General features: G+C 64.9%; 22 protein-coding genes. 13 read left to right on the forward strand and 9 right to left on the reverse strand.

Annotated elements, in window-relative coordinates; genetic code table 11:
- Positions 1 to 5: 5 nt before the first annotated feature.
- A complete protein-coding gene (locus tag E4K09_RS25475; RefSeq protein ID WP_134500433.1) occupies positions 6 to 1,013 on the reverse strand; it encodes a TerC family protein in 1,008 nt (335 codons plus the stop codon).
- A gap of 336 nt (positions 1,014 to 1,349) precedes the next feature.
- On the opposite strand from E4K09_RS25475, the gene E4K09_RS25480 reads away from it, so the two are divergent.
- From E4K09_RS25480 to E4K09_RS25490, 3 genes are all read left to right on the forward strand, one after another.
- The gene (locus E4K09_RS25480; protein ID WP_244610682.1) at positions 1,350 to 2,342 is read left to right on the forward strand and encodes an ABC transporter substrate-binding protein; all 993 of its coding nucleotides are present in this window, start codon (positions 1,350 to 1,352) and stop codon (positions 2,340 to 2,342) included.
- A gap of 66 nt (positions 2,343 to 2,408) precedes the next feature.
- Positions 2,409 to 3,200: an ABC transporter ATP-binding protein gene (locus E4K09_RS25485; protein ID WP_166802519.1), complete on the forward strand. Its 792-nt coding sequence runs from the start codon at positions 2,409 to 2,411 to the stop codon at positions 3,198 to 3,200.
- 8 nt (positions 3,201 to 3,208) lie between these two features.
- Positions 3,209 to 3,976 carry an ABC transporter permease gene (locus tag E4K09_RS25490; protein ID WP_134500435.1) on the forward strand — a complete coding sequence of 256 codons (768 nt, stop codon included), beginning with the start codon at positions 3,209 to 3,211 and terminating at the stop codon, positions 3,974 to 3,976.
- On the opposite strand, the gene E4K09_RS25495 is transcribed toward E4K09_RS25490, so the two are convergent.
- The 3 genes from E4K09_RS25495 to E4K09_RS25505 form a co-directional block, all read right to left on the reverse strand.
- Positions 3,973 to 5,115, reverse strand: a complete 1,143-nt coding sequence (locus E4K09_RS25495; protein WP_244610683.1) for a CobW family GTP-binding protein — start codon at positions 5,113 to 5,115, stop codon at positions 3,973 to 3,975. The two genes, E4K09_RS25490 and E4K09_RS25495, sit on opposite strands and share 4 nt — an antisense overlap.
- Positions 5,116 to 5,132: 17 nt before the next feature.
- On the reverse strand, positions 5,133 to 6,038 hold the full coding sequence (locus tag E4K09_RS25500) for a DMT family transporter (RefSeq protein ID WP_134500437.1): 906 nt from the start codon (positions 6,036 to 6,038) through the stop codon (positions 5,133 to 5,135).
- Positions 6,039 to 6,151: 113 nt separating this feature from the next.
- Entirely contained in the window at positions 6,152 to 7,486 is a 1,335-nt protein-coding gene (locus E4K09_RS25505) for a D-alanyl-D-alanine carboxypeptidase family protein (RefSeq protein WP_134500438.1), read from the reverse strand.
- Positions 7,487 to 7,771: 285 nt separating this feature from the next.
- On the opposite strand from E4K09_RS25505, the gene E4K09_RS25510 reads away from it, so the two are divergent.
- On the forward strand, positions 7,772 to 8,923 hold the full coding sequence (locus E4K09_RS25510; RefSeq protein WP_134500439.1) for a 2OG-Fe(II) oxygenase: 1,152 nt from the start codon (positions 7,772 to 7,774) through the stop codon (positions 8,921 to 8,923).
- Here the strand turns inward: E4K09_RS25510 and E4K09_RS25515 are convergent.
- A complete protein-coding gene (locus tag E4K09_RS25515; protein ID WP_244610684.1) occupies positions 8,911 to 9,315 on the reverse strand; it encodes an NUDIX hydrolase in 405 nt (134 codons plus the stop codon). The two genes, E4K09_RS25510 and E4K09_RS25515, sit on opposite strands and share 13 nt — an antisense overlap.
- Positions 9,312 to 9,890: an LOG family protein gene (locus E4K09_RS25520; protein WP_134500542.1), complete on the reverse strand. Its 579-nt coding sequence runs from the start codon at positions 9,888 to 9,890 to the stop codon at positions 9,312 to 9,314. Before E4K09_RS25520 ends, E4K09_RS25515 begins: the two co-directional genes overlap by 4 nt.
- A gap of 167 nt (positions 9,891 to 10,057) precedes the next feature.
- Between E4K09_RS25520 and E4K09_RS25525 the strand changes: the two genes are divergently transcribed.
- Positions 10,058 to 11,224: an acetyl-CoA acetyltransferase gene (locus tag E4K09_RS25525; RefSeq protein ID WP_134500441.1), complete on the forward strand. Its 1,167-nt coding sequence runs from the start codon at positions 10,058 to 10,060 to the stop codon at positions 11,222 to 11,224.
- Positions 11,225 to 11,342: 118 nt separating this feature from the next.
- Here the strand turns inward: E4K09_RS25525 and E4K09_RS25530 are convergent, their stop codons facing one another.
- Positions 11,343 to 11,609 (reverse strand): BolA family protein, encoded by a 267-nt coding sequence (locus E4K09_RS25530; RefSeq protein ID WP_134500442.1) that lies wholly within the window; start codon positions 11,607 to 11,609, stop codon positions 11,343 to 11,345.
- 87 nt (positions 11,610 to 11,696) lie between these two features.
- Here E4K09_RS25530 and E4K09_RS25535 point away from each other — a divergent pair, with 87 nt between their 5' ends.
- The 8 genes from E4K09_RS25535 to E4K09_RS25570 all read left to right on the forward strand — a co-directional run bounded on the left by E4K09_RS25535 (position 11,697) and on the right by E4K09_RS25570 (position 20,604).
- Entirely contained in the window at positions 11,697 to 12,326 is a 630-nt protein-coding gene (locus E4K09_RS25535; RefSeq protein ID WP_134500443.1) for a J domain-containing protein, read from the forward strand.
- 114 nt (positions 12,327 to 12,440) lie between these two features.
- Positions 12,441 to 13,430: a cobaltochelatase subunit CobS gene (cobS, locus tag E4K09_RS25540; protein WP_134500444.1), complete on the forward strand. Its 990-nt coding sequence runs from the start codon at positions 12,441 to 12,443 to the stop codon at positions 13,428 to 13,430.
- Positions 13,431 to 13,513: 83 nt separating this feature from the next.
- Complete coding sequence (gene cobT, locus E4K09_RS25545) at positions 13,514 to 15,409, forward strand: cobaltochelatase subunit CobT (RefSeq protein ID WP_134500445.1); 1,896 nt, start codon at positions 13,514 to 13,516, stop codon at positions 15,407 to 15,409.
- Positions 15,406 to 16,413, forward strand: coding sequence for an esterase-like activity of phytase family protein (locus E4K09_RS25550; protein WP_134500446.1), 1,008 nt, complete (start codon positions 15,406 to 15,408; stop codon positions 16,411 to 16,413). Before cobT ends, E4K09_RS25550 begins: the two co-directional genes overlap by 4 nt.
- 140 nt (positions 16,414 to 16,553) lie before the next feature.
- Positions 16,554 to 18,008, forward strand: coding sequence for a circularly permuted type 2 ATP-grasp protein (locus E4K09_RS25555; RefSeq protein ID WP_134500447.1), 1,455 nt, complete (start codon positions 16,554 to 16,556; stop codon positions 18,006 to 18,008).
- Between the two features lie 16 nt (positions 18,009 to 18,024).
- The gene (locus E4K09_RS25560; protein ID WP_134500448.1) at positions 18,025 to 18,969 is read left to right on the forward strand and encodes an alpha-E domain-containing protein; all 945 of its coding nucleotides are present in this window, start codon (positions 18,025 to 18,027) and stop codon (positions 18,967 to 18,969) included.
- Between the two features lie 15 nt (positions 18,970 to 18,984).
- The gene (locus E4K09_RS25565) at positions 18,985 to 19,803 is read left to right on the forward strand and encodes a transglutaminase family protein (RefSeq protein ID WP_134500449.1); all 819 of its coding nucleotides are present in this window, start codon (positions 18,985 to 18,987) and stop codon (positions 19,801 to 19,803) included.
- 51 nt (positions 19,804 to 19,854) lie between these two features.
- Entirely contained in the window at positions 19,855 to 20,604 is a 750-nt protein-coding gene (locus E4K09_RS25570) for a proteasome-type protease (protein WP_134500450.1), read from the forward strand.
- 28 nt (positions 20,605 to 20,632) lie between these two features.
- Here the strand turns inward: E4K09_RS25570 and E4K09_RS25575 are convergent, their stop codons facing one another.
- The gene (locus E4K09_RS25575) at positions 20,633 to 21,259 is read right to left on the reverse strand and encodes a queuosine precursor transporter (RefSeq protein WP_134500451.1); all 627 of its coding nucleotides are present in this window, start codon (positions 21,257 to 21,259) and stop codon (positions 20,633 to 20,635) included.
- Positions 21,260 to 21,356: 97 nt separating this feature from the next.
- A complete protein-coding gene (rpmB, locus tag E4K09_RS25580) occupies positions 21,357 to 21,647 on the reverse strand; it encodes a 50S ribosomal protein L28 (RefSeq protein WP_047190249.1) in 291 nt (96 codons plus the stop codon).
- Positions 21,648 to 21,662 lie beyond the last annotated feature (15 nt).

Raw genomic sequence — 21,662 nt, forward strand, 5'->3', positions numbered from 1 at the left:
TTCGTCTATTCTGCCGCCGTGACTTGCTCGTGCTTGGTTTTCCAGAGCGAGTAGACGACGCCGCCCGCGATCAGGCTCATGGTCACGCCAAGCGAGATCGTCGGGTCCACCTTGCCCATGATCTGGTTCCAGAAGATCTTGCCGCCGATGAAGACCAACACCAGAGCCAGGGCGTATTTCAGGTAATGGAACCGGTGCACCATGGCGGCCAGCGCGAAGTAGAGCGCGCGCAGGCCCAGGATCGCCATGATGTTTGCCGTGTAGACCACGAAGGTGTCCGTGGTGATCGCGAAGATCGCAGGCACCGAGTCGATCGCGAAGATCAGGTCGGCGACATTGATCACCAGAAGCGCAAGGAAAAGCGGTGTCGCCCAGGTGACGACCCTGCCCGTCTTGGGATGCGGCAGGCGCACGAAGAAACGCTGCTCGTGAAGGCGGTTCGTGACCCGCATATGACGGGAAACGGCGCGCACAACGGGATTTTTGCCGAAATCCGGATCACCCTCCGTCACGAAGAGCATCTTGATCCCGGTGAAGATCAGGAAGGCGCCGAAGATGTAGAGAACCCAGGCGTATTCCTGCACGAGGGCGGCACCGACGCCGATCATGATGCCGCGCAGAACGATCACACCGATGATGCCCCAGACCAGAGCGCGGTACTGATACTTCGCCGGAATCGCGAAATAGCCGAAGATCAGCGAGATGACGAAGACATTGTCGATGGACAGGGACTTCTCGATGAAGAAGCCGGTGAAATAGGCAATGCCGGCATGGGTCCCGTCCTGGGTCACGAGCTGGCCGCTTTCGTAGGACCACCAGAGATAGGCGCCGAAAGCCATCGCGATGGCGATGTAGAAGGCCGAGAGCCAGAGGCTCTGGGCGACGCCGAGCTCCTTGTCCTTACGGTTCAGGACGCCGAGGTCGAAAGCGAGGAGAAGTACGATAAGGCCTAAGAAAGCCGTCCACATCCAGACGGGTTTTCCCAGCCATTCCATGAGGAGGAATTCTGGCATGAAACCGGACCTATGATTGCTGTTGTCAAGCATCGGCTCCGACATCGCAGGGCTTCATGCGCCTGCCAGAGGGGCCCGGTCACCGATGCCGTTCAACATGGGGGAGGGGACAAAAAGCTTCAAGAGGCTTGCAGAAAGGACGGGATGCTCAATTTTTCGTCAGGTGGCGGTCTTCAGGGCAGCTTTGCCCTGGCAACGGGCTTGACCCTGCCCGTCGATCTGGTTGCATGACCAGCAACGAGGCAGGCTGGCTTTCGAAACAGCTGAGCCATAACGACAGAGGTGACGGTGATGGTGTCCGGACGTTCGAAAATGGCGCGGTGGGGCAGGGGGCTCTTGGCTGGTGCCGTAGTGCTTCTCGGCACCGCGGCAGCCCAGGCGCAAACCCCGGTGCGGTTTTCCCTCGATTGGCGCTGGGAGGGGCCGGCAGCGCCCTTCGCCGTGGCTCTCGACAAGGGCTACTTCAAGGCCGAGGGCCTGGACGTGACGATCGATCCGTCGGCAGGCTCCCGGGAGCCGATCTCGCGCGTTGCCTCCGGCACCTACGATGTGGGCTTCGGCGACGTGAACTCGCTGGTGCGCTTCCGTGACGAGAACCCCGGCACCGGCATCAAGGCCGTCATGGTGATCTATGACCGCCCGCCCTTCGCGATCATCGGCCGCAAGAGCCGGGGCATCACCAAGGAGGTCGCGAGCCTTCAGGGCAAGAAGTTCGGCGCTCCGGCGGCGGATGGCGCCTTCGCGCAATGGCCGATCTTCAAGTCGGTCAACAATATCGACGATTCCAGCATGAAATTCGAGAATGTGGGCTTTCCCGTTCGCGAGCCGATGCTGGCGCAAGGCGAGGTCGATGCGGTGTTCGGCTTCGCCATGTCGTCCTACATCAACCTCAAATCCCGGGGCGTTCCGGCGGACGACATCGTGATTCTGCCCATGAGCGATTACGGCGTCGACCTCTACGGCAACACCATCATCGTGTCGGAAAAGTTCGCCAAGGAGAAACCCGACGCGGTGAAGGGTCTGCTGCGCGCGATCATGAAGGGCGTGCAGGACACGGTGAAGGATCCGGAAAGCGCCGTGGATTCGGTGGTCAAGCGCAACGACGTCGCCAAGAAGGATGTGGAGCTCGAACGCCTGAAGATGGTGCTGCAGCAGAACATGCTCACGCCTTTCGTGAAGGAGAACGGCTTCGGTGGCATCGACAAGGCCCGCTTCGCCAAGGCCCTCGACCAGATCGGGCTGACCTTCACCTACAAGGAAAAGCCGACCGTCGAGAGCGTGTTCACGGAAGAGTTCCTGCCCCCGGCCGATCAGCGGAAGGTGAACTGAGACCCCTCGGGCCCGGTCGCAGCGCTGCGACCGGGCCTTCTCCATGGCCTGAACGCGGTTCCCTTCATGAAGCCCTTCGTCGACCTTCACGACGTCACCCATGTCTATGCCCGCGCCGAGGACGGTGTGCCGGCGGTCAAGAACCTGACCCTCAGGATCAACGAAGGCGAGTTCGCCGCCATCGTGGGCCCTTCCGGCTGCGGCAAGTCCACCCTCATGAAGCTCGCCACGGGATTGCAGTTTCCTCGCGAGGGAACGGTGATCGTCGACGGCAGGCAGGTGGGCGCGCCGGTGAAGCTCGCCGGAATGGCGTTCCAGAACCCGACCATGCTGCCGTGGCGCACGACCCTGGACAACATCCTGCTGCCGCTCGAAATCGTCGAGCCGCATCGTGCGCGGCTGCGCCGGAACAAGGCCGAGTATGTCGCCAAGGCCGAGGCGCTGCTGGAGCAGGTGGGCCTGAAGGGGCAGGGGCATCGATATCCGTGGCAGCTCTCCGGCGGCATGCAGCAGCGCGCCTCCCTCTGCCGCGCGCTCATTCACGAGCCGAAGCTCCTCATGCTGGACGAGCCCTTCGGCGCGCTCGACAGCTTCACCCGCGAGGAATTGTGGTGCGTGATGCGCGATCTTCACGCGGCGCAGAAGGTCACGATCATCCTCGTGACGCACGACCTGCGCGAGGCGGCCTTCCTGGCGGACCGCATCTTCTGCATGAGCGCCCGGCCGGGCCGCATCGTGGCCGAGCGGGAGGTGCCGTTCCCGCGCCCGCGCGATCTCGAGATCACCTATACTCCGGAATTCTCCGCGCTCGTTCACGAGCTGCGCGGACATATCGCGCAGGCGCGCAGGGCAGCGTGAATTTCTCCATGAAAGCCAAGAACCAACTCGCCCTCGCGCCCTGGATTTTCACGATCGGCTTCTTCGTGCTGTGGGAGATCGCCTGCCGGGCGCTCGGGATCTCCAGCTTCATCCTGCCGGCTCCCTCGACGATCCTGCTCGCCGTTTGGGAATATCGGACACAGCTGAGCTATCATGCCCTGCACACCCTCTGGATGACCCTGGCGGGCTTCGGGCTCGCAGTGGTGTTCGGGCTGCTGCTCGGCATGCTGCTCGGTTCATCCCGGCTCATCAATGCGGGTAGCTATCCCTTGCTGGTGGGCTTCAACTCGATTCCGAAAGTGGCGGTGGTGCCGATCCTGGTGTTCTGGTTCGGCGTCGGCTGGGTCCCGCCCGTGCTCACCGCCTTCCTCATCTCATTCTTCCCCATCGTGGTGAACGTCGCCACCGGCATCGCGACCGTGGAGCCTGAGATGGAGGACGTGCTGCGCGCCCTCGGCGCGTCGAAGAAGGACATCGTGTTCAAGGTCGGCGTGCCGCGCGCGATGCCGTATTTCTTCGGCTCGCTCAAAGTGGCCATCACGCTCGCCTATGTCGGCTCCGTCATCGGCGAGCAGAACGCGTCCAATGTGGGCATCGGCAATCTCCTCACCCGCGCGTCCGCGGCCTTCGAGGTGCCGCTCGTCTGGGCGTCTCTCGTGGTGCTCGCGGTCCTCGGCGTCTTCATGTACGCGATCACGGCCTATGTGGAGCGCTCCACGACCGGCTGGGCGCAGCGCTCGCAGATGGCGGCCTAGCGCCTCAGAGACAGCGGATTGTCCGACAAGGCTGCAGCGTCCGGTTCGTCGACGGCAGGACGCCCCAGGAAGGCATTCCAGAGCTTTTCCACCGTCTCGCGCTCCAAATCGTCCACGATGAAGACGATACGGCTGCGCCGGTCCTCGCTCGGCCAGCGCGGCAGGATCGCCGGCACATGGATCACGTGCTGAACGCCGTGGATCACGACAGGATGCTCGGGATCCTCCGCGAGCGCCACCAATCCCTTCACGCGCAGGAGCTTCGCACCCTGCGACGAGCGCAGCAGATCGAGGAACATGTCCAGCGTGCCCTGCCGGATCGGCTGATCGCTGGTGAGGCAGAACGCGCGAATGCGCTCATCATGCCGGTTCACGTCGTGGTGGTGATGATGGCCGTGACCATGATCGCCATCATGCCCATGATGGTGATGCGCATGCTGATGGGCATGGCTTGAGCGCTCCGCCTCCTCGACGGCTTCCGTCTTCAGCCACTCGGCCACGTCGGCGATCTTGCCGTCGAGACCGAAAAGGCCGCCCGCGACGATCTCTTCCACAGGCGCGTCGGCCGTGAGAATGGCCGCTCCCGGGTTGAGCTGGCGCAGTCTCTCCTGCAGGCCCGCGAGGCTCGTCCGATCCTGGTCGAGATCGGTCTTGGTGAGGACGATCCGCTCGGCGACGGCGGCCTGCTTCACGGCTTCGCGGTGCGCGTCGAGGGTCTGGGCGCCGTTGATCGTGTCGATCACCGTCACCACGCCTTCCACCGCGTAGCGCAGGGACAGATAGGGATGATAGAGCACCGCGTGGAGAATGGGGGCCGGGTCCGCGAGGCCCGTCGTCTCGATGATCACGCGCTTGAACGGCAGGATGCGGCCGTTGTCGCGCTTGCGCAGGAGATCTTCCAGCGTGGCGATGAGATCCCCCCGCACGGAACAGCACAGACAGCCTGCGGAGAGAAGCACCATGCCCTCCTCGACGGTTTCGACCAGCAGGTGGTCGAGGCCGATCTCCCCGAACTCGTTGATGATCACGACCGTGTCCTGCAGCGCCGGGCTCTTCAGCATCCGGTTGAGCAGAGTGGTCTTGCCGGCGCCGAGAAAGCCCGTGAGGATCGTCAGCGGGATCGGAGCAGGTGGGGTCATGGGGGCATTCGTCATGGTCAATCCGCTATCGGAACCAGGGACGCGCGTCTGACGCGGCGCTGTTCAAGAAGAACGTTGGTGATGATGGCGGCGAGCACAAGGACGCCGCCCGCAATCTGCAGAGGAGAAAGGACCTCGTTCAGGATCAGCGCCGAGGCAAGGGACGCCACGACGGGCTCCGTGCAGAAGATGATCCCGGCCGCGACCGCCGAGATGCGCCCGAGCGCCACCAATTGCAGCACGAAGCCGCCGACATAGCCGCCGATCGTCATGGCGACCGCGAAAGGAGCCAGAGCCAGCACGGACGGCGGCGCGAGCTGTCCCGTGACGAGGCTGATGACGAGAGCGGTGGGCAGCACGATCAGCTGAATCCAGAAAACCTTGGCGACCACTCCGGTGTTCGTGCAGCGCGCGGCCGTGAAGAACTGGACGGTCGTCGCGATGCTGGCGCCGAAGGCGAGCGCCAGACCACGCCAGTCCAGGCCCGTGAAAGCCGGCCCGACGACCAGACAGACCCCGAGGGATGCGATCGCGACGACGCCGATGAGCGCCGGCGTCAGAGGCGTCTTCTCCACGAAGGGATTCGCGAGAACGATGAGGATCGGATAGGTGTAGAACACGACCGCCGCGACCGTCACGGGAATGAAGGCCACGGACGAAAGATAGCCGATGCCTTGGAGAGCGCTGGCGATGCCCAGAAGGAGGAGCGTTCCCCGTTCCTCCCGCGCCATGGCGAGCGAGCGCCGCGCGACGAGCGCCACGGCGGCCACGAGGGCCAGCATCAGCAAGACCCGGTAAACGACGATGGCCGAGCCGCTGGTTCCGGCAAACGAGGCCAGCCGGGCGAAGACGATATTCAGGCCATAGAGGCTGGCTGAGCCGATGGCGAGGAAAAGGCCGGTGTCGTGGGAGGAGCGCGTCATGGGTGGTGTGGTTCGCAGAGCACCCACCGTTCGCCCGGATCGGCCGCGAATGCAAGGGGACCGATGCAGGACGCCCGGCACGGGGCCGGGCGCTGCGGGAGGTTCAGAAAGGGTCAGTTCGCCGACGATTTCGGCTTCGAAGAGGCATCCGCCTTCTGGTCTTTCTTGGCGGCGGGCTTCTTGTCCTGACCGGTGACCGGCTTGACGGTGACGCTCACGCGGCCCTTGGACTTTGTCTTGTCGTCGTCCGCGATGACCGGCGTCACGTCCGGCTTCTTGGCCGTCTGCTTGGTGCTCTTCTTGGAAGAAACTGCTTTCTTCTTCTGGCGGGCCTGCGCGGCCGCCTCCTCGGCGGCGGCCTGGGCGGCGAGCTCGGCCTCGGAGGGCGGGTTCAGGCCGATCCAGACGCGCTCGGGCTGCACGGCAGTGCGGGGGCCGAGCACGGTGCGCACGGGCTTTTGCGTGTCGCCGGCGAAGGCCATGACCTCGGACGAGAACAGGTTGGGGATGTTCGAGGTGCCCTCGGCCACCACCGGAGCGTCGTCTTCCTGGGGCATCGGCCCGCGCCGGTCGCAGATCACGGAGCGCATGTCCGGTGGAGTGGTGTTGGCCGAAACGGGCAGGGCGGTGAGTTCGGGATTGGTGAAGTTCACCTTGCTGTTGAAGCCCCGGTCGAACAGCTCGGCAGCCTTCATGGTGCGCTCATTGGCCGAGGGCGCGCCGAGCACGACCGTGATCAGATGCCGGCCATTGCGGTTGGCGCTGGCCACCACGTTGAAGCCCGACGAGCAGATGAAGCCGGTCTTCATCCCGTCGGCGCCCGGATAGCGGCCGATGAGGCCGTTGGTGTTGCGCATGATCCTCCGGCCGAACTGGACAGCCCCGATATGGAACAGGTCCTGGTGCTCGGGAAAGTCCATCAGCAGCGCGCGGGCGAGGAGCGCCATGTCGCGGGCAGTGGTCTGGTTGCGCTCGTCGGGTAGGCCGTGCGGATTGACGAAATGGCTGCTCGCCATGCCGAGCCGCCGGGCCTGGGCGTTCATGAGCACCGAGAAGCCGTCGATGGAGCCGCCGATATTCTCCGCAATGGTGGCGGCGACGTCGTTGGCCGACTTCACGAGCATGATCTTGAGGGCATTGTCGAGACGGATCTGGGTGCCCGGCTTGAAGCCCATCTTGGACGGCGGCAGCGCTGCGGCGCTGTCGGTCACCGTGAGCAGGGTGTCCATGCTCAGCTGCCCGGAGCGCACCTTGTCCAGCGCGACATAGGCCGTCATCAGCTTGGTGATGGAAGCCGGATACCACGGATCGGTCGCCCGCTCCGCGTGCAGAACGCGGCCTGACTCGACCTCGACCACGAGGGCGGGGGTGCCGGCTGCCAAAGCCTGACCGCTCAGGAGGGCAGCCACGGCAAAGACGGTCGCGCGAAGGGCTCGGCTAACGTTCATACGGAACGACTCCTTAACTAAAGCAACGTTCGGAGAGGGGATTTGAAAGCCCCGCTTGCCAGCTGAGCTATTGTTATTCCCAAACCTTGGCTTTGGCTAGGTAAGGGCAGTGCATCGCAATCCCGGTCTGCTCTTTGTACCGAACTCCGTGGCAAGAGAGTGGCAAAAGCCGCCCACTTTGAAGAACAACGAAGCGCGGCCGTTGTTTCATGGCGGCCACGTATTGTCGCGCAAGAGCGAAGTCGCTATGAGATAAAGTAACATATTTTCGCGGAGCGATCTGTGATGCCTGGAACTGACGCCGCTTCCCAAACCCCTGCCTATCGTGCTCTTCAGGTTGGCGATCCGGCTCCCTGGTTCACGCAGAATTCCAGCGCCAATCCCGCGTATCATCTCGAAACGGCGGCAGGGCGCTATCTAGTCCTGTGTTTTTACGGAACCGCCTCGGACGAGGTCGGGCGCGAGACCGTGCGGGCCTTTCAGGAGACGAATCGCGATCTTTTCGACGACGACAAGATCGCCCTGTTCGGCGTGAGTTGCGACCCGTCGGATCTGACGGAGGGGCGGGCCCGGCAGATCCTGCCGGGCATCCGGCACTTCTGGGATTTCGACGGAACGGTCGGTCGGCTCTACGGCGCCGTTCCACATGACGCAACGTCAGGTCGGGCACAGATTGCCCTCCGCCGGTTCTGGCTGGTGCTCAACCCGACCCTTCGCATTCGCGCGATCTTTCCCTTCAGGCAGGACGGCAGCGATCGCCAGGAGGTGATGGCCTACCTGCGCGCCCTGCCGCCCGTCGATCGCTTCGCCGGGTTCGAGATGCCGGCTCCGATTCTCATCATTCCGGACGTCTTCGAGCCCGCCTTCTGCCGGCATCTGATCGGTCTCTACCAGCAGCATGGCGGAGAGGAATCCGGATTCATGCGCGAAGTCGACGGCAAGACTGTCGCGGCGCATGATCCGAGCCACAAGCGCCGCAAGGACTTCACCATCACGGATCCCGGCCTGATCACACAGCTGCAGCGTCGCATCATGCGGCGTGTGAATCCCGAAATCGAGAAGGTGCATTTCTTCAAGCCCACCCGCATGGAGCGCTATATCGTCTCTTGCTACGCAGCGGAGGAGGGCGGCCATTTCCGCGCGCATCGGGACAACACCACCAGGGGGACGGCTCATCGCCGGTTCGCGGTCTCCATCAATCTCAACGACGGTTTCGAGGGCGGCGAGGTGAGCTTCCCCGAATACGGATCCCGGAGCTACAAGGCCCCCCTCGGCGGGGCCGTGGTGTTCTCGGCCCCGCTGCTGCATGCAGTGTCGAAGGTCACGTCGGGGCGCCGCTTCGCCTTTCTGCCCTTCCTCTACGACGAGGCGGCCGCCAGGATTCGCGAGGCGAACAATGCAGCCCTCGGCGAAGGGGTGGGGGTCTACCGGGCCTGATGGTCCAGGGACAAGGCGAGCGGCAGGATCGTGTCCCGCGTGAGGGGGGCGAGCACCCTCCTGTCGGGATCCCGCGGATCCACCCAGGCGTATTCGGCAATCTCGGCCCCGCAGGCGATCGAGCCCGAGATCTGGGCCGCATAGACCGTGGCCCGCACCCATCGGCCCGGCTCGTTGGCGGCCGGAGCCTCGAAAATGCCGAGCGGCCGCATCGAACCTGGAACAATGGCGCCGCCGAGTTCCTCGCGCACCTCCCGCACAAGCGCCGCTTCATCGCTCTCGCCGGGTTCGCGCTTGCCGCCCGGTTGCATGAAGCTTTCCGTGCCGCGCTTGCGGACGAGCAGCACATGGCCCTGCTCGTTGCGGACGAGGGCCGTGACGATGGGGATCAACGCTCGCCCGCCTTGATCCATTTCTCGACCTTCGGCGGTTCGTAGCTGCGGATCGCGTCCACCAGGGCCTCCGGCTCGTCCTTGACGATCAGCATGGCCCGGTGAACGGGTTTCACGAAGCCGCTCTCCACCACATCGTCGAGAAAATCCGCGAGCCTGTCGTAGAATCCGGCGACATTGAGCAGGGCGCAGGGCTTCTTATGATAACCGAGCTGGGCCCAGGTCCAGACCTCGAACAATTCCTCGAACGTGCCGAGGCCGCCCGGCAGGGCGATGAAGCCGTCGGAGAGTTCCGCCATCAGCGCCTTGCGCTCGTGCATGGAGCCGACCACCCGCAGGTCGCTCAGGCCCGTATGGGCGATCTCCTTGTCGACCAGAGCCTGGGGCATCACGCCGATGACCCGGCCCCCCTCCGTCAGCACCGCATCCGCCACGGCACCCATCAGGCCGACCGAGGCGCCGCCATAGACGAGCTCGATGCCGTTTCGCGCCAGGGTGATGCCCAGCAGGCGGGCGGCTTCGATGTAGACCGGGTCCTGGCCCGCGCTGGATCCGCAGAAGACGCAAAGACGCATGGGATGTCCCTTGATTCGGTTCACGACGTCCATGGAGACCGAGGCCGCGACAAATTCAAGGGCCGTAAATTCAAGGGCCGTGCGAGCATAGACGAAGGCCGCCTTGCCGAACGGACGGAACCAATCCACCTTACTCCCCAACAACCAAGCCCTGTGAGGAGACCCCCATGACCGCCTGCATCGTCGGTTGGGCCCATACCCCGTTCGGCAAGCTCGACGCGGAAACCGTCGAGAGCCTGATCGTCCGCGTCACCAACGAGGCGCTGGAGCATGCCGGGATCGGACCGGAGGACGTGGACGAGGTCGTGCTCGGCCATTTCAACGGCGGGTTTTCCGCCCAGGACTTCACGGCCTCCCTGGTGTTCCAGGCGAGCGACAGGTTCCGCTTCAAGCCCGCCACCCGGGTGGAGAACGCCTGTGCGACCGGCTCTGCGGCCGTCCACCAGGCCATCAAGACCATCGAGGCCAAGCGCGCCCGGACGGTGCTGGTGGTCGGGGTCGAGCAGATGACCCGCACGCCCGGCCCGGAGATCGGAAACATTCTGCTGAAGGCCTCCTACCTGCCCGAGGACGGCGAGACGCAGGGCGGCTTCGCCGGCGTGTTCGGGCAGATCGCCGGCCGGTACTTCCAACGCTATGGCGACCAGTCGGATGCCCTGGCGCTCATCGCCGCCAAGAATCACAAGAACGGGGTCGACAATCCCTATGCCCAGATGCGCAAGGATCTGGGCTTCGCGTTCTGCCGCGCCGAGAGCGACAAGAATCCGTTCGTGGCCGGCCCCCTTAAGCGGACGGATTGCTCTCTCGTCTCAGACGGCGCGGCCGCGCTCGTGATCGCCGATTCGGAAACGGCGCTCGGCATGCGCCGTGCCGTGGCGTTCCGCGCCACCGCTCACGCGCAGGATTTCCTGCCGATGTCGAAGCGCAACATCGTCGATTTCGAGGGCTGCGCGGAAGCCTGGCGGCGGGCGCTGGATCAGGCGGGGATCGAGCTGTCGGACCTTTCCTTCGTCGAGACCCATGATTGCTTCACCATCGCCGAGCTCATCGAATACGAGGCGATGGGGCTCACCCCGCGCGGGCAGGGGGCGATGGCCGTCAAGGAGGGCTGGACGAACCGGGACGGCAGACTGCCGGTGAACCCCTCCGGCGGCCTCAAGGCCAAGGGGCACCCCATCGGCGCGACCGGGGTGTCCATGCATGCCCTGTCCGCCATGCAGCTGTGTGAGGAGGCCGGCGGCATCCAGGTCCGGAACCCGGTTCTCGGCGGCATCTTCAACATGGGTGGCGCGGCCGTGGCGAACTATGTCAGCGTGCTCGAGCGGATCAAATAAGGCGGCACGCGAGACGCCGTCACCGGCCTTGTGCCGGTGATGCCGCTTCCAGGCAGCGTGGCGCTTTTCCGTATCGAGATGGCCGGGCTCGTCCCGGTCATGACGAGGAAGGGCTGCTTCACTCCCCCGGCGCCTTGGCCTGAACGGCCAGGGCGTGGAGGCCCCTGTCGAAGGCGTCCTTCAACACCTCGTTGACGAGACGGTGGCGCTCGACCCGGCTCTTGCCCGAGAAGGCGTTCGACACGATATAGACCCTGAAGTGAGTTTCGCCTCCCTCCCGCCATCCGCCGTGACCGCGATGCTGTTCCGATTCGTCCATGACGGTCAGTTGGGACGGCTGCAGGCGCTCCTGCAGGGTTTGTGTGATCCAATGGTGAAGGGTCATGCGTCTCATAAACCTTTTTAACGGGTCTGCGGCGAAAAGCTCTTAAGCCTTGGCTCAAGGCCTCAAGACCCTCATAATGTTTGAATCATGGATCTCAACTCGCCTCTTTTCGACCGCATCCGGATCAAGCCCTCCTGCGACGAGCCGCGGGAGACGAAGGGACCTGCCTGCGAGCATCCCGGCTGCAAGGCCACGGGGGAATACCGCGCGCCGAAGGGCCGGGATAGGGAGGGCCAGTATTGGCGCTTCTGCCTCGAGCACGTGCGCGAGTACAACGCATCCTACAACTATTTCTCGGGCATGTCCGATTCGGCGGTCGCGGCCTACCAGAAGGACGCGATCATCGGTCATCGCCCGACCTGGGCCATGGGGGTGAACGCCTCCGGCAAGGGCGAGGAACCGGGGCAGAAGCAGGAAACCCGCGACTGGGCCTATGTCGACCCCTTGGGCATCCTCAGGGGCGAGGACTTCACCCAGGCCCGCGCCCGCAAGGCGCAGCCCGAGCCCCGTCGTCCCCGCTATTCGGGCGCGATCCGCCGGGCCCTGGACATCCTGGGGCTCGACGAGACCGCCGACGGGCCCGCCATCAAGGCCCAGTACAAGTCCTTGGTGAAACGGTTCCACCCGGACGCCAATGGCGGGGACCGCTCCTTCGAGGAGCGGCTGCGCGACATCATCAAGGCGCATGATACCCTCAAGAGCGCTGGGCTCTGCTGAAGCGCCTTTGCTTCGTGCAGCCACTCAGGCGTTTTAGGAAATTGCACCACACCGCCATGGGGTTTAAGAAGCCATGGCACAGAGTTGAAACACCCATCCGATCGAGAGGCCCCTATGACGGCACAAACCGAAACAACGACCCAACAGCCGGATATGAAAGTATCCGTGCGACAGGTCTTCGGCATCGACTCGGATCTGGAAGTTCCGGCCTTCTCCCAGACCGACGAGCATGTGCCCGATCTCGATCCGGATTATCTCTTCGACCGGGAGACGACGCTGGCGATCCTGGCCGGCTTCGCGCGCAACCGCCGCGTGATGATCACGGGCTACCACGGCACCGGCAAGTCCACCCACATCGAGCAGGTGGCCGCGCGCCTGAACTGGCCCTGCGTGCGCGTGAACCTTGACAGCCACGTGTCCCGTATCGACCTCGTCGGCAAGGACGCCATCGTGCTCCAGGACGGCAAGCAGGTCACCGCCTTCCAGGACGGCATTCTTCCCTGGGCGCTTCAGCACAACGTGGCGCTCGTGTTCGACGAATACGACGCCGGCCGGCCGGACGTGATGTTCGTGATCCAGCGCGTGCTGGAGCAGTCGGGCAAGCTCACGCTTCTCGACCAGAAGCGCGTGATCCGTCCTCACCCCGCCTTCCGCCTCTTCGCCACCGCCAACACGGTGGGGCTGGGCGATACATCGGGCCTCTATCACGGCACGCAGCAGATCAACCAGGGCCAGATGGACCGCTGGTCCATCGTGACCACGCTCAACTACCTGCCGCACGACAAGGAGGTGGACATCGTCCTCTCCAAGGCGAAGCACTATCAGGACAGCTCGGAAGGGCGGGACATCGTCAACAAGATGGTGCGCGTGGCCGATCTCACCCGCTCGGCCTTCATGAACGGCGATCTCTCCACCGTCATGAGCCCGCGCACGGTGATCACCTGGGCCGAGAACGCCGAGATCTTCGGCGATACGGGCTTTGCCTTCCGCGTCACCTTCCTCAACAAGTGCGACGAGCTGGAGCGCGCCCTCGTGGCCGAGTTCTACCAGCGCTCCTTCGGCAAGGAACTGCCGGAAAGCGCCGTGAACATGGTGTTGTCGTAACGCATTCTCCCGTCATTCCGGGCCGCATGAGGCGCCCGGAAACCATGGATGCGATGCAGCAGGGCCGTGACAGGAGAGGTGAGATGTCCATCTCGAACCGCAAACCGGGTGAGAAGAAGGAAGCGCCGGCGGAGCCGCTGAAGCGCTCCATCGCCGGCGCCATGAAGGCCATTGCGCGCAAGCCCGATCTCGAGGTGGCCTTCGCGTCCGACCGCCCGATGCTCATGGGGCAGGAAAAGGCCCGCCTGCCCGAGCCGCCCCGGCGGCTGACGCCGCAGGACGTGGCGATCCTGCGCGGCAATGCGGATTCCATGGCTCTGCGGCTTGCCTGTCACGATGTGCTCCTTCACCGCCGGCTCGCCCCCGAGGGCCACGCCGCCCGTGCCGTGTTCGACGCGGTCGAGCAGGCGCGCGTGGAATCCATCGGCTCGCGGCGCATGGCGGGCATTTCCTCCAACATCTCGGCCATGCTGGAGGATCGCTATCACCGGGGCGGCAAATACGAGGAGATCACCGATCGCGCCGATGCCCCGATCGAGGATGCGCTGGCCCTCATGGTGCGCGAGCGCCTGACCGGCGAGAAGCCGCCGCCGGCGGCCGCCAAGATCGTCGATCTCTGGCGCGATTTCATCGAGGAGCGCGCCGGCAGGAATCTCGACGGGCTTCTGAGGAACATCGACAGCCAGCGCGATTTCGCGCGCGGCATCCGGGAGATGCTCTCCTCCCTCGACATGGCCGACGACGCGGCCCTCGACCAGGAGGACGAGGAGAACGAGGACGACAACGAGTCCGAGCAGCAGGAGCAGCAGGGCGAGGGCGAATCCGAGCAGGAATCCCAAGGTGACCGCGCCGAGGTCGAGGTCAGCGAGGATTCGAGCGACGAAATCGAGGACGGCGCCACGGAAGACGCCGACGGCCCCTCCGGCGAACTGCCCGACGAAGCGGAAGAGGCGGATTCGGACGAGGCCGGCGAATCCTGGCGTCCGCCGTCCCGCCCCAACGAGGCGCGGGGGCCGGACTACAAGGCCTTCACCACCAAGTTCGACGAGGTCATCCAGGCGGAGGATCTGTGCGATGCGGACGAGCTGACGCGCCTTCGCGCCTATCTCGACAAGCAGCTCGCGCATCTCCAGGGCGTGGTCGGGCGCCTCGCCAACCGCCTGCAGCGCCGCCTGATGGCGCAGCAGAACCGCTCCTGGGAGTTCGACCTGGAGGAGGGGACCCTCGATCCGGTGCGCCTGCCGCGCATCATCATGGATCCCTTCCAGCCCCTGAGCTTCAAGCAGGAGCAGGACACCAATTTCCGCGATACGGTCGTGACGCTGCTGCTCGACAATTCCGGTTCCATGCGCGGACGCCCGATCACGGTGGCGGCCACCTGCGCCGACATTCTGGCGCGCACGCTCGAGCGCTGCGGCGTGAAGGTCGAGATCCTCGGCTTCACCACCCGCGCGTGGAAGGGCGGGCAATCCCGCGAGATGTGGCTGCAGGGCGGCAAGCCCACCAATCCGGGCCGCCTCAACGATCTGCGTCACATCGTCTACAAGTCCGCGGATGCGCCCTGGCGGCGCGCGCGCAAGAATCTGGGCCTGATGATGCGCGAAGGCCTGCTGAAGGAAAACATCGACGGCGAGGCGCTCGATTGGGCGCACAAGCGCCTGCTCGCGCGGCCCGAGCAGCGGCGCATCCTGATGGTGATCTCGGACGGCGCGCCGGTCGACGATTCGACGCTTTCGGTCAATCCCGGCAACTATCTCGAGCGGCATCTGCGCTATGTGATCGAGGAGATCGAGACCCGCTCCCCCGTCGAGCTCATCGCCATCGGCATCGGCCATGACGTGACGCGCTATTACCGCCGCGCGGTCACCATCGTCGATGCGGAGGAGCTGGGCGGCGTGATGACCGAGAAGCTCGCGGAGCTGTTCGAGGAGAACGCTCAAGCCCCGCGCGGGGCGCCGCGCCGCCGGGCCCACGCGTGAGGCTTCTCACCCGCAGGAACATCCTCGTGGGCGGCGGCGCCCTTGCCGCCGCGACCGCCGCCGGCGCGGCCCTCGCTCAGCGCCCGCAGGCGTTCGGCGCCGTGACGCCGATCAACGTTGCGGCACGGCCGATCAGCCGCCTGTCCAACACGGATCCGGACCGCACGCGGTTCGGATCGCTCTTCTTCCGCTCCGGCCTCAGTCTCACATCGGACGTCTCCGCCTTCGGCGGGTTCTCCGGCCTCTGGCGTTCGCCCAAGGGGGAGGAGATCGTGGCGCTTGCCGACAACGCGCAGATCCTGAAGGCGCGCATCGAAACCTCGGACGGACGCCTGTCGGGCCTCTCCCGCGCGGCGATGGCGCCCCTGCTGCTGAGCGATGGGCGCGCGGCGCGCCGGACGCGCTACTACGACACGGAAAGCCTCGCGATCGTCGGGAACGTGGCCTTCGTCGGCGCCGAGCGCAACCACGCCGTCCTCCGCTTCCAGCGCAACCGGGACGGGGCGCTCGTTCAGGGGGCTCCGATCCCGGCCCCGCAAGGCCTCAAGGATCTTCCCAGCAACGGCGGGCTTGAGGCGCTCGCTGTGGCGCCGCAGCGCTCAAACCTCGCCGGGGCCCTGGTGGGCATCGCGGAAGGCGGACGCGGCTTCATCCTCACGGGTGCCCGGCCGGGAGCGTTCACGGTGCTCCTCCGCGACGGCTACGACGTGACGGACCTGGCGTTCCTCGATTCCGGCGAAGCGCTCATCCTCGAGCGCCGCTTCTCGCTGTTCGGCGGCTTTTCATGCCGCCTGCGCCGGATCGCGTCCCATGCGGTCAAGCCCGGGGCGAGCCTCGATGGCGAGGTGATCTATCAGAGCGAGGCCTCCCACCAGATCGACAACATGGAAGGGCTCGCGGTTCACCGGGAGGGAGGGGACACCGTCGTCTCCCTGATCTCGGACAACAACTTCAATGCCAATCTCCAGCGGACCCTGCTGCTGGAATTCTCCCTCGCGGAGTGATCGCCTCGCGCCTGCGCAGAAATAAGGCATTTGCATTCTTTCTCATCATCGAATGCTTCCTTCCGGATGAGGCCGGCCCTTGCCGTCCGTTGCCGGAGGCAACTAACCTTTCCGGCGATGGGCAGGCATAAACCATTGCAATGCCTGTCGAATGGAAAGCGGTTGACCCTGTGACGGCGCAAGCGATCTTCGACGAGATGATGGGTCACAACGGCGGGAGCCGCGAGGCCTACCGGGTGCTCCAGGACTGGCTGGCATCCGCGCCGCCGCAGCTTCTGGAGCATCGCCGCGAGGAAGCGGAGCTGTTCTTCCGGCGGGTCGGGATCACCTTCGCGGTCTACGGCAACGCGGAAGCCGAGGAGCGGCTGATCCCGTTCGACATCATCCCGCGCATTCTGTCGGGCCGGGAATGGGCGCAGCTCGCGCGAGGGCTGGAGCAGCGGGTCAAGGCCCTCAACCTGTTTCTCAAGGACATCTACGGCGCGCGCGAGATCCTGCGCGCCGGCATCGTTCCGCCGGAACTCGTGTTCCTCAATCCCTATTACCGGCCGCAGATGCACGGGCTGTCGCTCAACGGCGACATCTATGTCCAGGTGGCTGGGGTCGACATCGTGCGTGTCGACGACAAGGACTTCTACGTGCTCGAGGACAATCTGCGCACGCCCTCCGGGGTCTCCTACATGCTGGAGAACCGCGAGGTGATGATGCGCCTCTTCCCCGATCTCGTGGCCAAGCAGCGCATCCGCCCCATCGAGAACTACGTCAACGAGCTTTTGGGCACGCTCAAATCCGTGGCGCCGGCGAGCAGCCCATGGGAACCGACCGTGGTTCTGCTCACGCCCGGTTCCTTCAACTCCGCCTATTACGAGCACAGCTTCCTGGCCGACCGGATGGGGGTCGAGCTGGTGGAGGGGCGCGATCTCTTCGTGCGCGACGAGGTGGTTTACATGCGCACCACCGAGGGACCCAAGCGCGTCGACGTGATCTACAGCCGCATCGATGACGACTTCCTCGACCCGCTCGTGTTCCGCCCCGATTCCGCGCTCGGAGTGCCGGGGCTGATCGCCGCCTACCGCGCGGGCAACGTCGCCATCGCCAACGCTCCCGGAACGGGAGTGGCCGATGACAAGGCCATGTACAGTTACGTGCCCGACATCGTGCGCTTCTACACGGGCGAGGAGCCGATCCTGAAGAACGTGCCGACCTGGCGCTGCCGGGAGAAGGAGGCGCTCGCCTATGTGCTCGATCACCTGCACGAGCTGGTGGTGAAGGAGGTCAACGGCTCCGGCGGCTACGGGATGCTCGTCGGACCGCATGCGACCAGGGAAGCGCGCGAGCACTTCCGGGCCCGCATCCTCGCGGCTCCGGACAACTACATCGCGCAGCCCACGCTCGCGCTCTCCACGAGCCCGATCTTCACCGAAAGCGGCCTTGCCTCGCGACATGTGGACCTGCGGCCCTTCGTCCTGAGCGGGCGCGACGGCGTGCGGCTGGTTCCGGGCGGGCTGACCCGCGTTGCCCTGACAGAAGGGTCCCTGGTGGTGAATTCGAGCCAGGGCGGCGGGACGAAGGATACCTGGGTGCTGAGCGAATGAGTGGGGAGCGGTTGCCGTGCTGAGTCGTGACGCAGACAGCCTGTATTGGCTCTCCCGTTATGTGGAGCGCGCGGAAAACACCGCGAGGATCCTCGATGTCGCTTATCGCATGGCGTCGATGCCGATTTCCTACAACGGCATTGAGTCGAACGAGTGGGAATCGGCCCTTGCCACCGCCTGCAGCATCGATCAGTTCCAGGCGCATCGCGGCGAGGTCACGCCCGAGCGCGTGATCGAGTTCCTGGCCTTTTCCGAAGAGAATCCCTCAAGCATTCAGAGCTGCTTCGATACCGCGCGGCAGAACGCCCGCTCCGTGCGCTCGGCGCTCACCTCCGAGATGTGGGAGGCGATCAACTCCGCCTGGCTCGATCTGCGCCGCTATCGCGCGAAGAAGATCAATGTCGAGGAGCTGCCGCGCTTTCTCAACCTGGTGAAGGAGGCTTCCCTTCGCTATGACGGCTCCGCCATGCGCACCATGCTGCGCAACGACGCATACTGGTTCTCCCGTCTCGGAGTCTATCTGGAGCGTGCGGACAACACCGCGCGCGTGCTCGACGTGAAGTATCACGTGCTGCTTCCGCGAGACGCCGAAGTCGGGGGCGGCATCGATTACTACCAATGGGCCGCCATCCTGCGCTCCGTCTCGGCGCTCGTGAGCTACCAATGGGTTTATCACCAGAATCTGCGGCCCTGGCTCGTGGCCGATCTGCTGATCCTGCGCGAGGAGATGCCCCGCTCGCTGGCGGCGTGCTACGGCGCGCTCTCCCGTCATCTCGATGACATCGCTCATCGTTACGGAATCTCCGGCAGCGCGCAGCGGCAGGCGCGCTCCATCCATTCGCGTCTGGCGAACCAGAACATCGAGGACATCTTCCAGCATGGGCTGCACGAGTTCCTGCAGGAGTTCCTGGCCGAGAACAACCGGCTCGGGTTTGCCATCACGCAGCAATATCTGAGCTGAGGACCCGGGCCGATCATGCGCATCCGCATCACACACGAGACGGTCTACAGCTACAGCGAGCCCGCAAAGTCCGCGATCCAGCTGCTGCGCCTGACCCCGCGCGGCCACGAGGGACAGGCCGTCATCTCCTGGGCCATCGATGTCGATCGTGAGGCCAGGCTCCTGCGGCGCGAGGATTGGTACGGCAACATCGCGCACAGCCTCTTCGTGGCAGGTCCCGTGGAGCAGATCACCTTGCGGGTCTCGGGCGAGATCGAGACCAGCGATACGGCCGGCATCGTGCGCGGCGGGGCCGAGCGCTTTCCGGAGCTGTTCTACCTGAGGCAGACATCTCTTACCCGGGACAGCGCCGCCATGCGTGAGCTGGCGCAGTCCGTGACAGGGTTTTCCTCCAGTCCGCTGGACCAGGCCCATGCGCTGAACAACGCGATTCACCGGCACCTGCGCTTCGATACGAATGCCACGCATTCGGGCACGAAAGCGGCGGAGGCTTTCGAGGCAGGGCACGGGGTCTGCCAGGATTTCACCCATGTCTTTCTGGCCGCCGCACGCTTCCTGCGGATTCCGGCCCGCTACGTGTCAGGCTATCTCCACAAGCCCGGAGAGATGCTCCAGGAGGCGGGACATGCCTGGGCGGAGGCCTTCATCCCGGATCTCGGCTGGGTGAGCTTCGACCCGGCCAATGGAGTTTCCGCAACGGAACATTACGTGCGGCTCGCCACCGGGCTCGATTATCTTGATGCAGCTCCCGTCAGAGGCAGCTATTACGGGATGTCCCATGAAGCGCTCGACGTTCGTTTGAGGATCGAAGGCGCCCGTCAAGCACAGGCTTAAAGGATGGCGCCCAAACCGCAGCTCGACCAGAGGGCCCCCGGAGGATCACCCATGACCTATTGCGTTGGCATCCTGGTCCGTGACGGCCTTGTGATGATCGCCGACACGCGCACCAATGCGGGCGTCGACAACATCGCCACGTTCCGCAAGCTGCACATGTTCGAAAAGCCGGGCGAGCGGCTGGTGACGCTCGCGACCGCAGGCAACCTGTCGGTGAGCCAGTCGGTCATGTCGCTTCTGTCGGACGGCATCGAGGATCCGGACACGGGCGAACGCGAGACGCTCATGACCGTGCCCAGCATGTTCAAGGCCGCCCAGCTCGTCGGTCGCGCCATCCGCCAGGTCTATGCCATCGACGGCATGGAGATGGAAAAGCGCAGCATGCCCTTCGACGTCACCATGCTGCTCGGCGGGCAGATCCGGCAGGGGCAGATGCGTCTCTACCAGGTTTATGCCGCCGGCAACGCCATCGAGGCCACGCTCGACACGCCCTTCCTGCAGATCGGCGAGCCCAAATACGGCAAGCCCATCCTCGATCGTGCGATCCTGCATGACACGGAGCTCGTCGAGGCCCTCAAGCTCGGCCTCATCTCGATGGATTCCACCCTCAAGTCCAATCTCGGCGTGGGGCTGCCGATCGATATCGTGGTGGCCAAGCGCGATGCGCTCAAAGCTCAGATCACTCACCGCATCCAGGAGGACGAGCCCTACTTCCGCGACCTGCGCGAGCGCTGGTCCGCAGCCCTGAGGGCTGCGCATCAGGCGATTCCCCATCCGCCTTACGCGGACAAGGTTCTCTGATCGGATCGCGTGGGACGAAACCGCCCGCTCAGGCGGTCCGGTGCGTGGCCGTATAGCGCATGAGCCGCAGGATCGCGCCGTAAGGGGCGATCGCGATGGCCGCGAGGGCGAGTTTCACCAGGTAATCGGCGACGGCGAGGTTCACCCAGGGCAGGGCGATGCATTCATCCGCGATGCCCGCATGGGCGAGCATGTCGGTGATGGTCAGGCCGAAGCCCGGAACGGCGCCGCAATAGAAGGCGACGGAGAAGAAGATCGCCGTATCGAGGCCCGAGGAGATCACCGACGAGACGAAGGGGGGCATCCACCAGGCATGGCCGCGCAGGCGGACGAAGATCCGGATGTCCAGGAGCTGGGCCGCCAGGAAGGCCGCGCCCGAGGCGATGGCGATGCGCGGCGTCGCCAGGATCACCGAAAGCACCACGGCCAGCGCGAAGCCCGCATAGACGACCCGTCGCGCTCCCTTGGGCCCGAAGCGGCGGTTCGACAGGTCGGTGACCAGGAACGCGAAGGGATAGCTGAAGGCGCCCCAGGTCAGGTAATCGCTCAAGCCCAGATGCTGGAAGGGATACTGAACAAGAATATTCGACGAGAGGACGACGAGGGTCATCGCCGTGAGGGCGATGAGGAAGTCGCGGTGCTCGGTCTTGATCATGATCGGCCTTCACACGATAGGGTTAAGCTATGAGAGCAACGCAAAACGGGCGGCCGTGAGGCCGCCCGAAGCGCAGAACTCGAAACCGCTCCGAGGATCAGCTCGCGGCGGCGAGCTTCTTCTCGATCTCGCGCTTCACGGCGAGGGCGGTGGTCGAAAGCTCGTCAGCCGAGGCCTTCGCCAGGAAGGCGTCGAGGCCGCCGCGATGCTCGACGGAGCGCAGAGCATGGGCGGACACGCGCAGGCGCACGGAGCGCTGCAGGGTCTCAGACTGGAGCGTGACGTTGCAGAGGTTCGGCAGGAACTTCCGCTTGGTCTTGCGGTTCGAGTGGCTCACGAGATGGCCACTCAGCACGGCCTTGCCGGTCAGTTCGCAACGGCGGGACATGGGTTCAATCCTATT

The organism is Microvirga pakistanensis (assembly GCF_004458765.1).
Taxonomy (GTDB): domain Bacteria; phylum Pseudomonadota; class Alphaproteobacteria; order Rhizobiales; family Beijerinckiaceae; genus Microvirga; species Microvirga pakistanensis.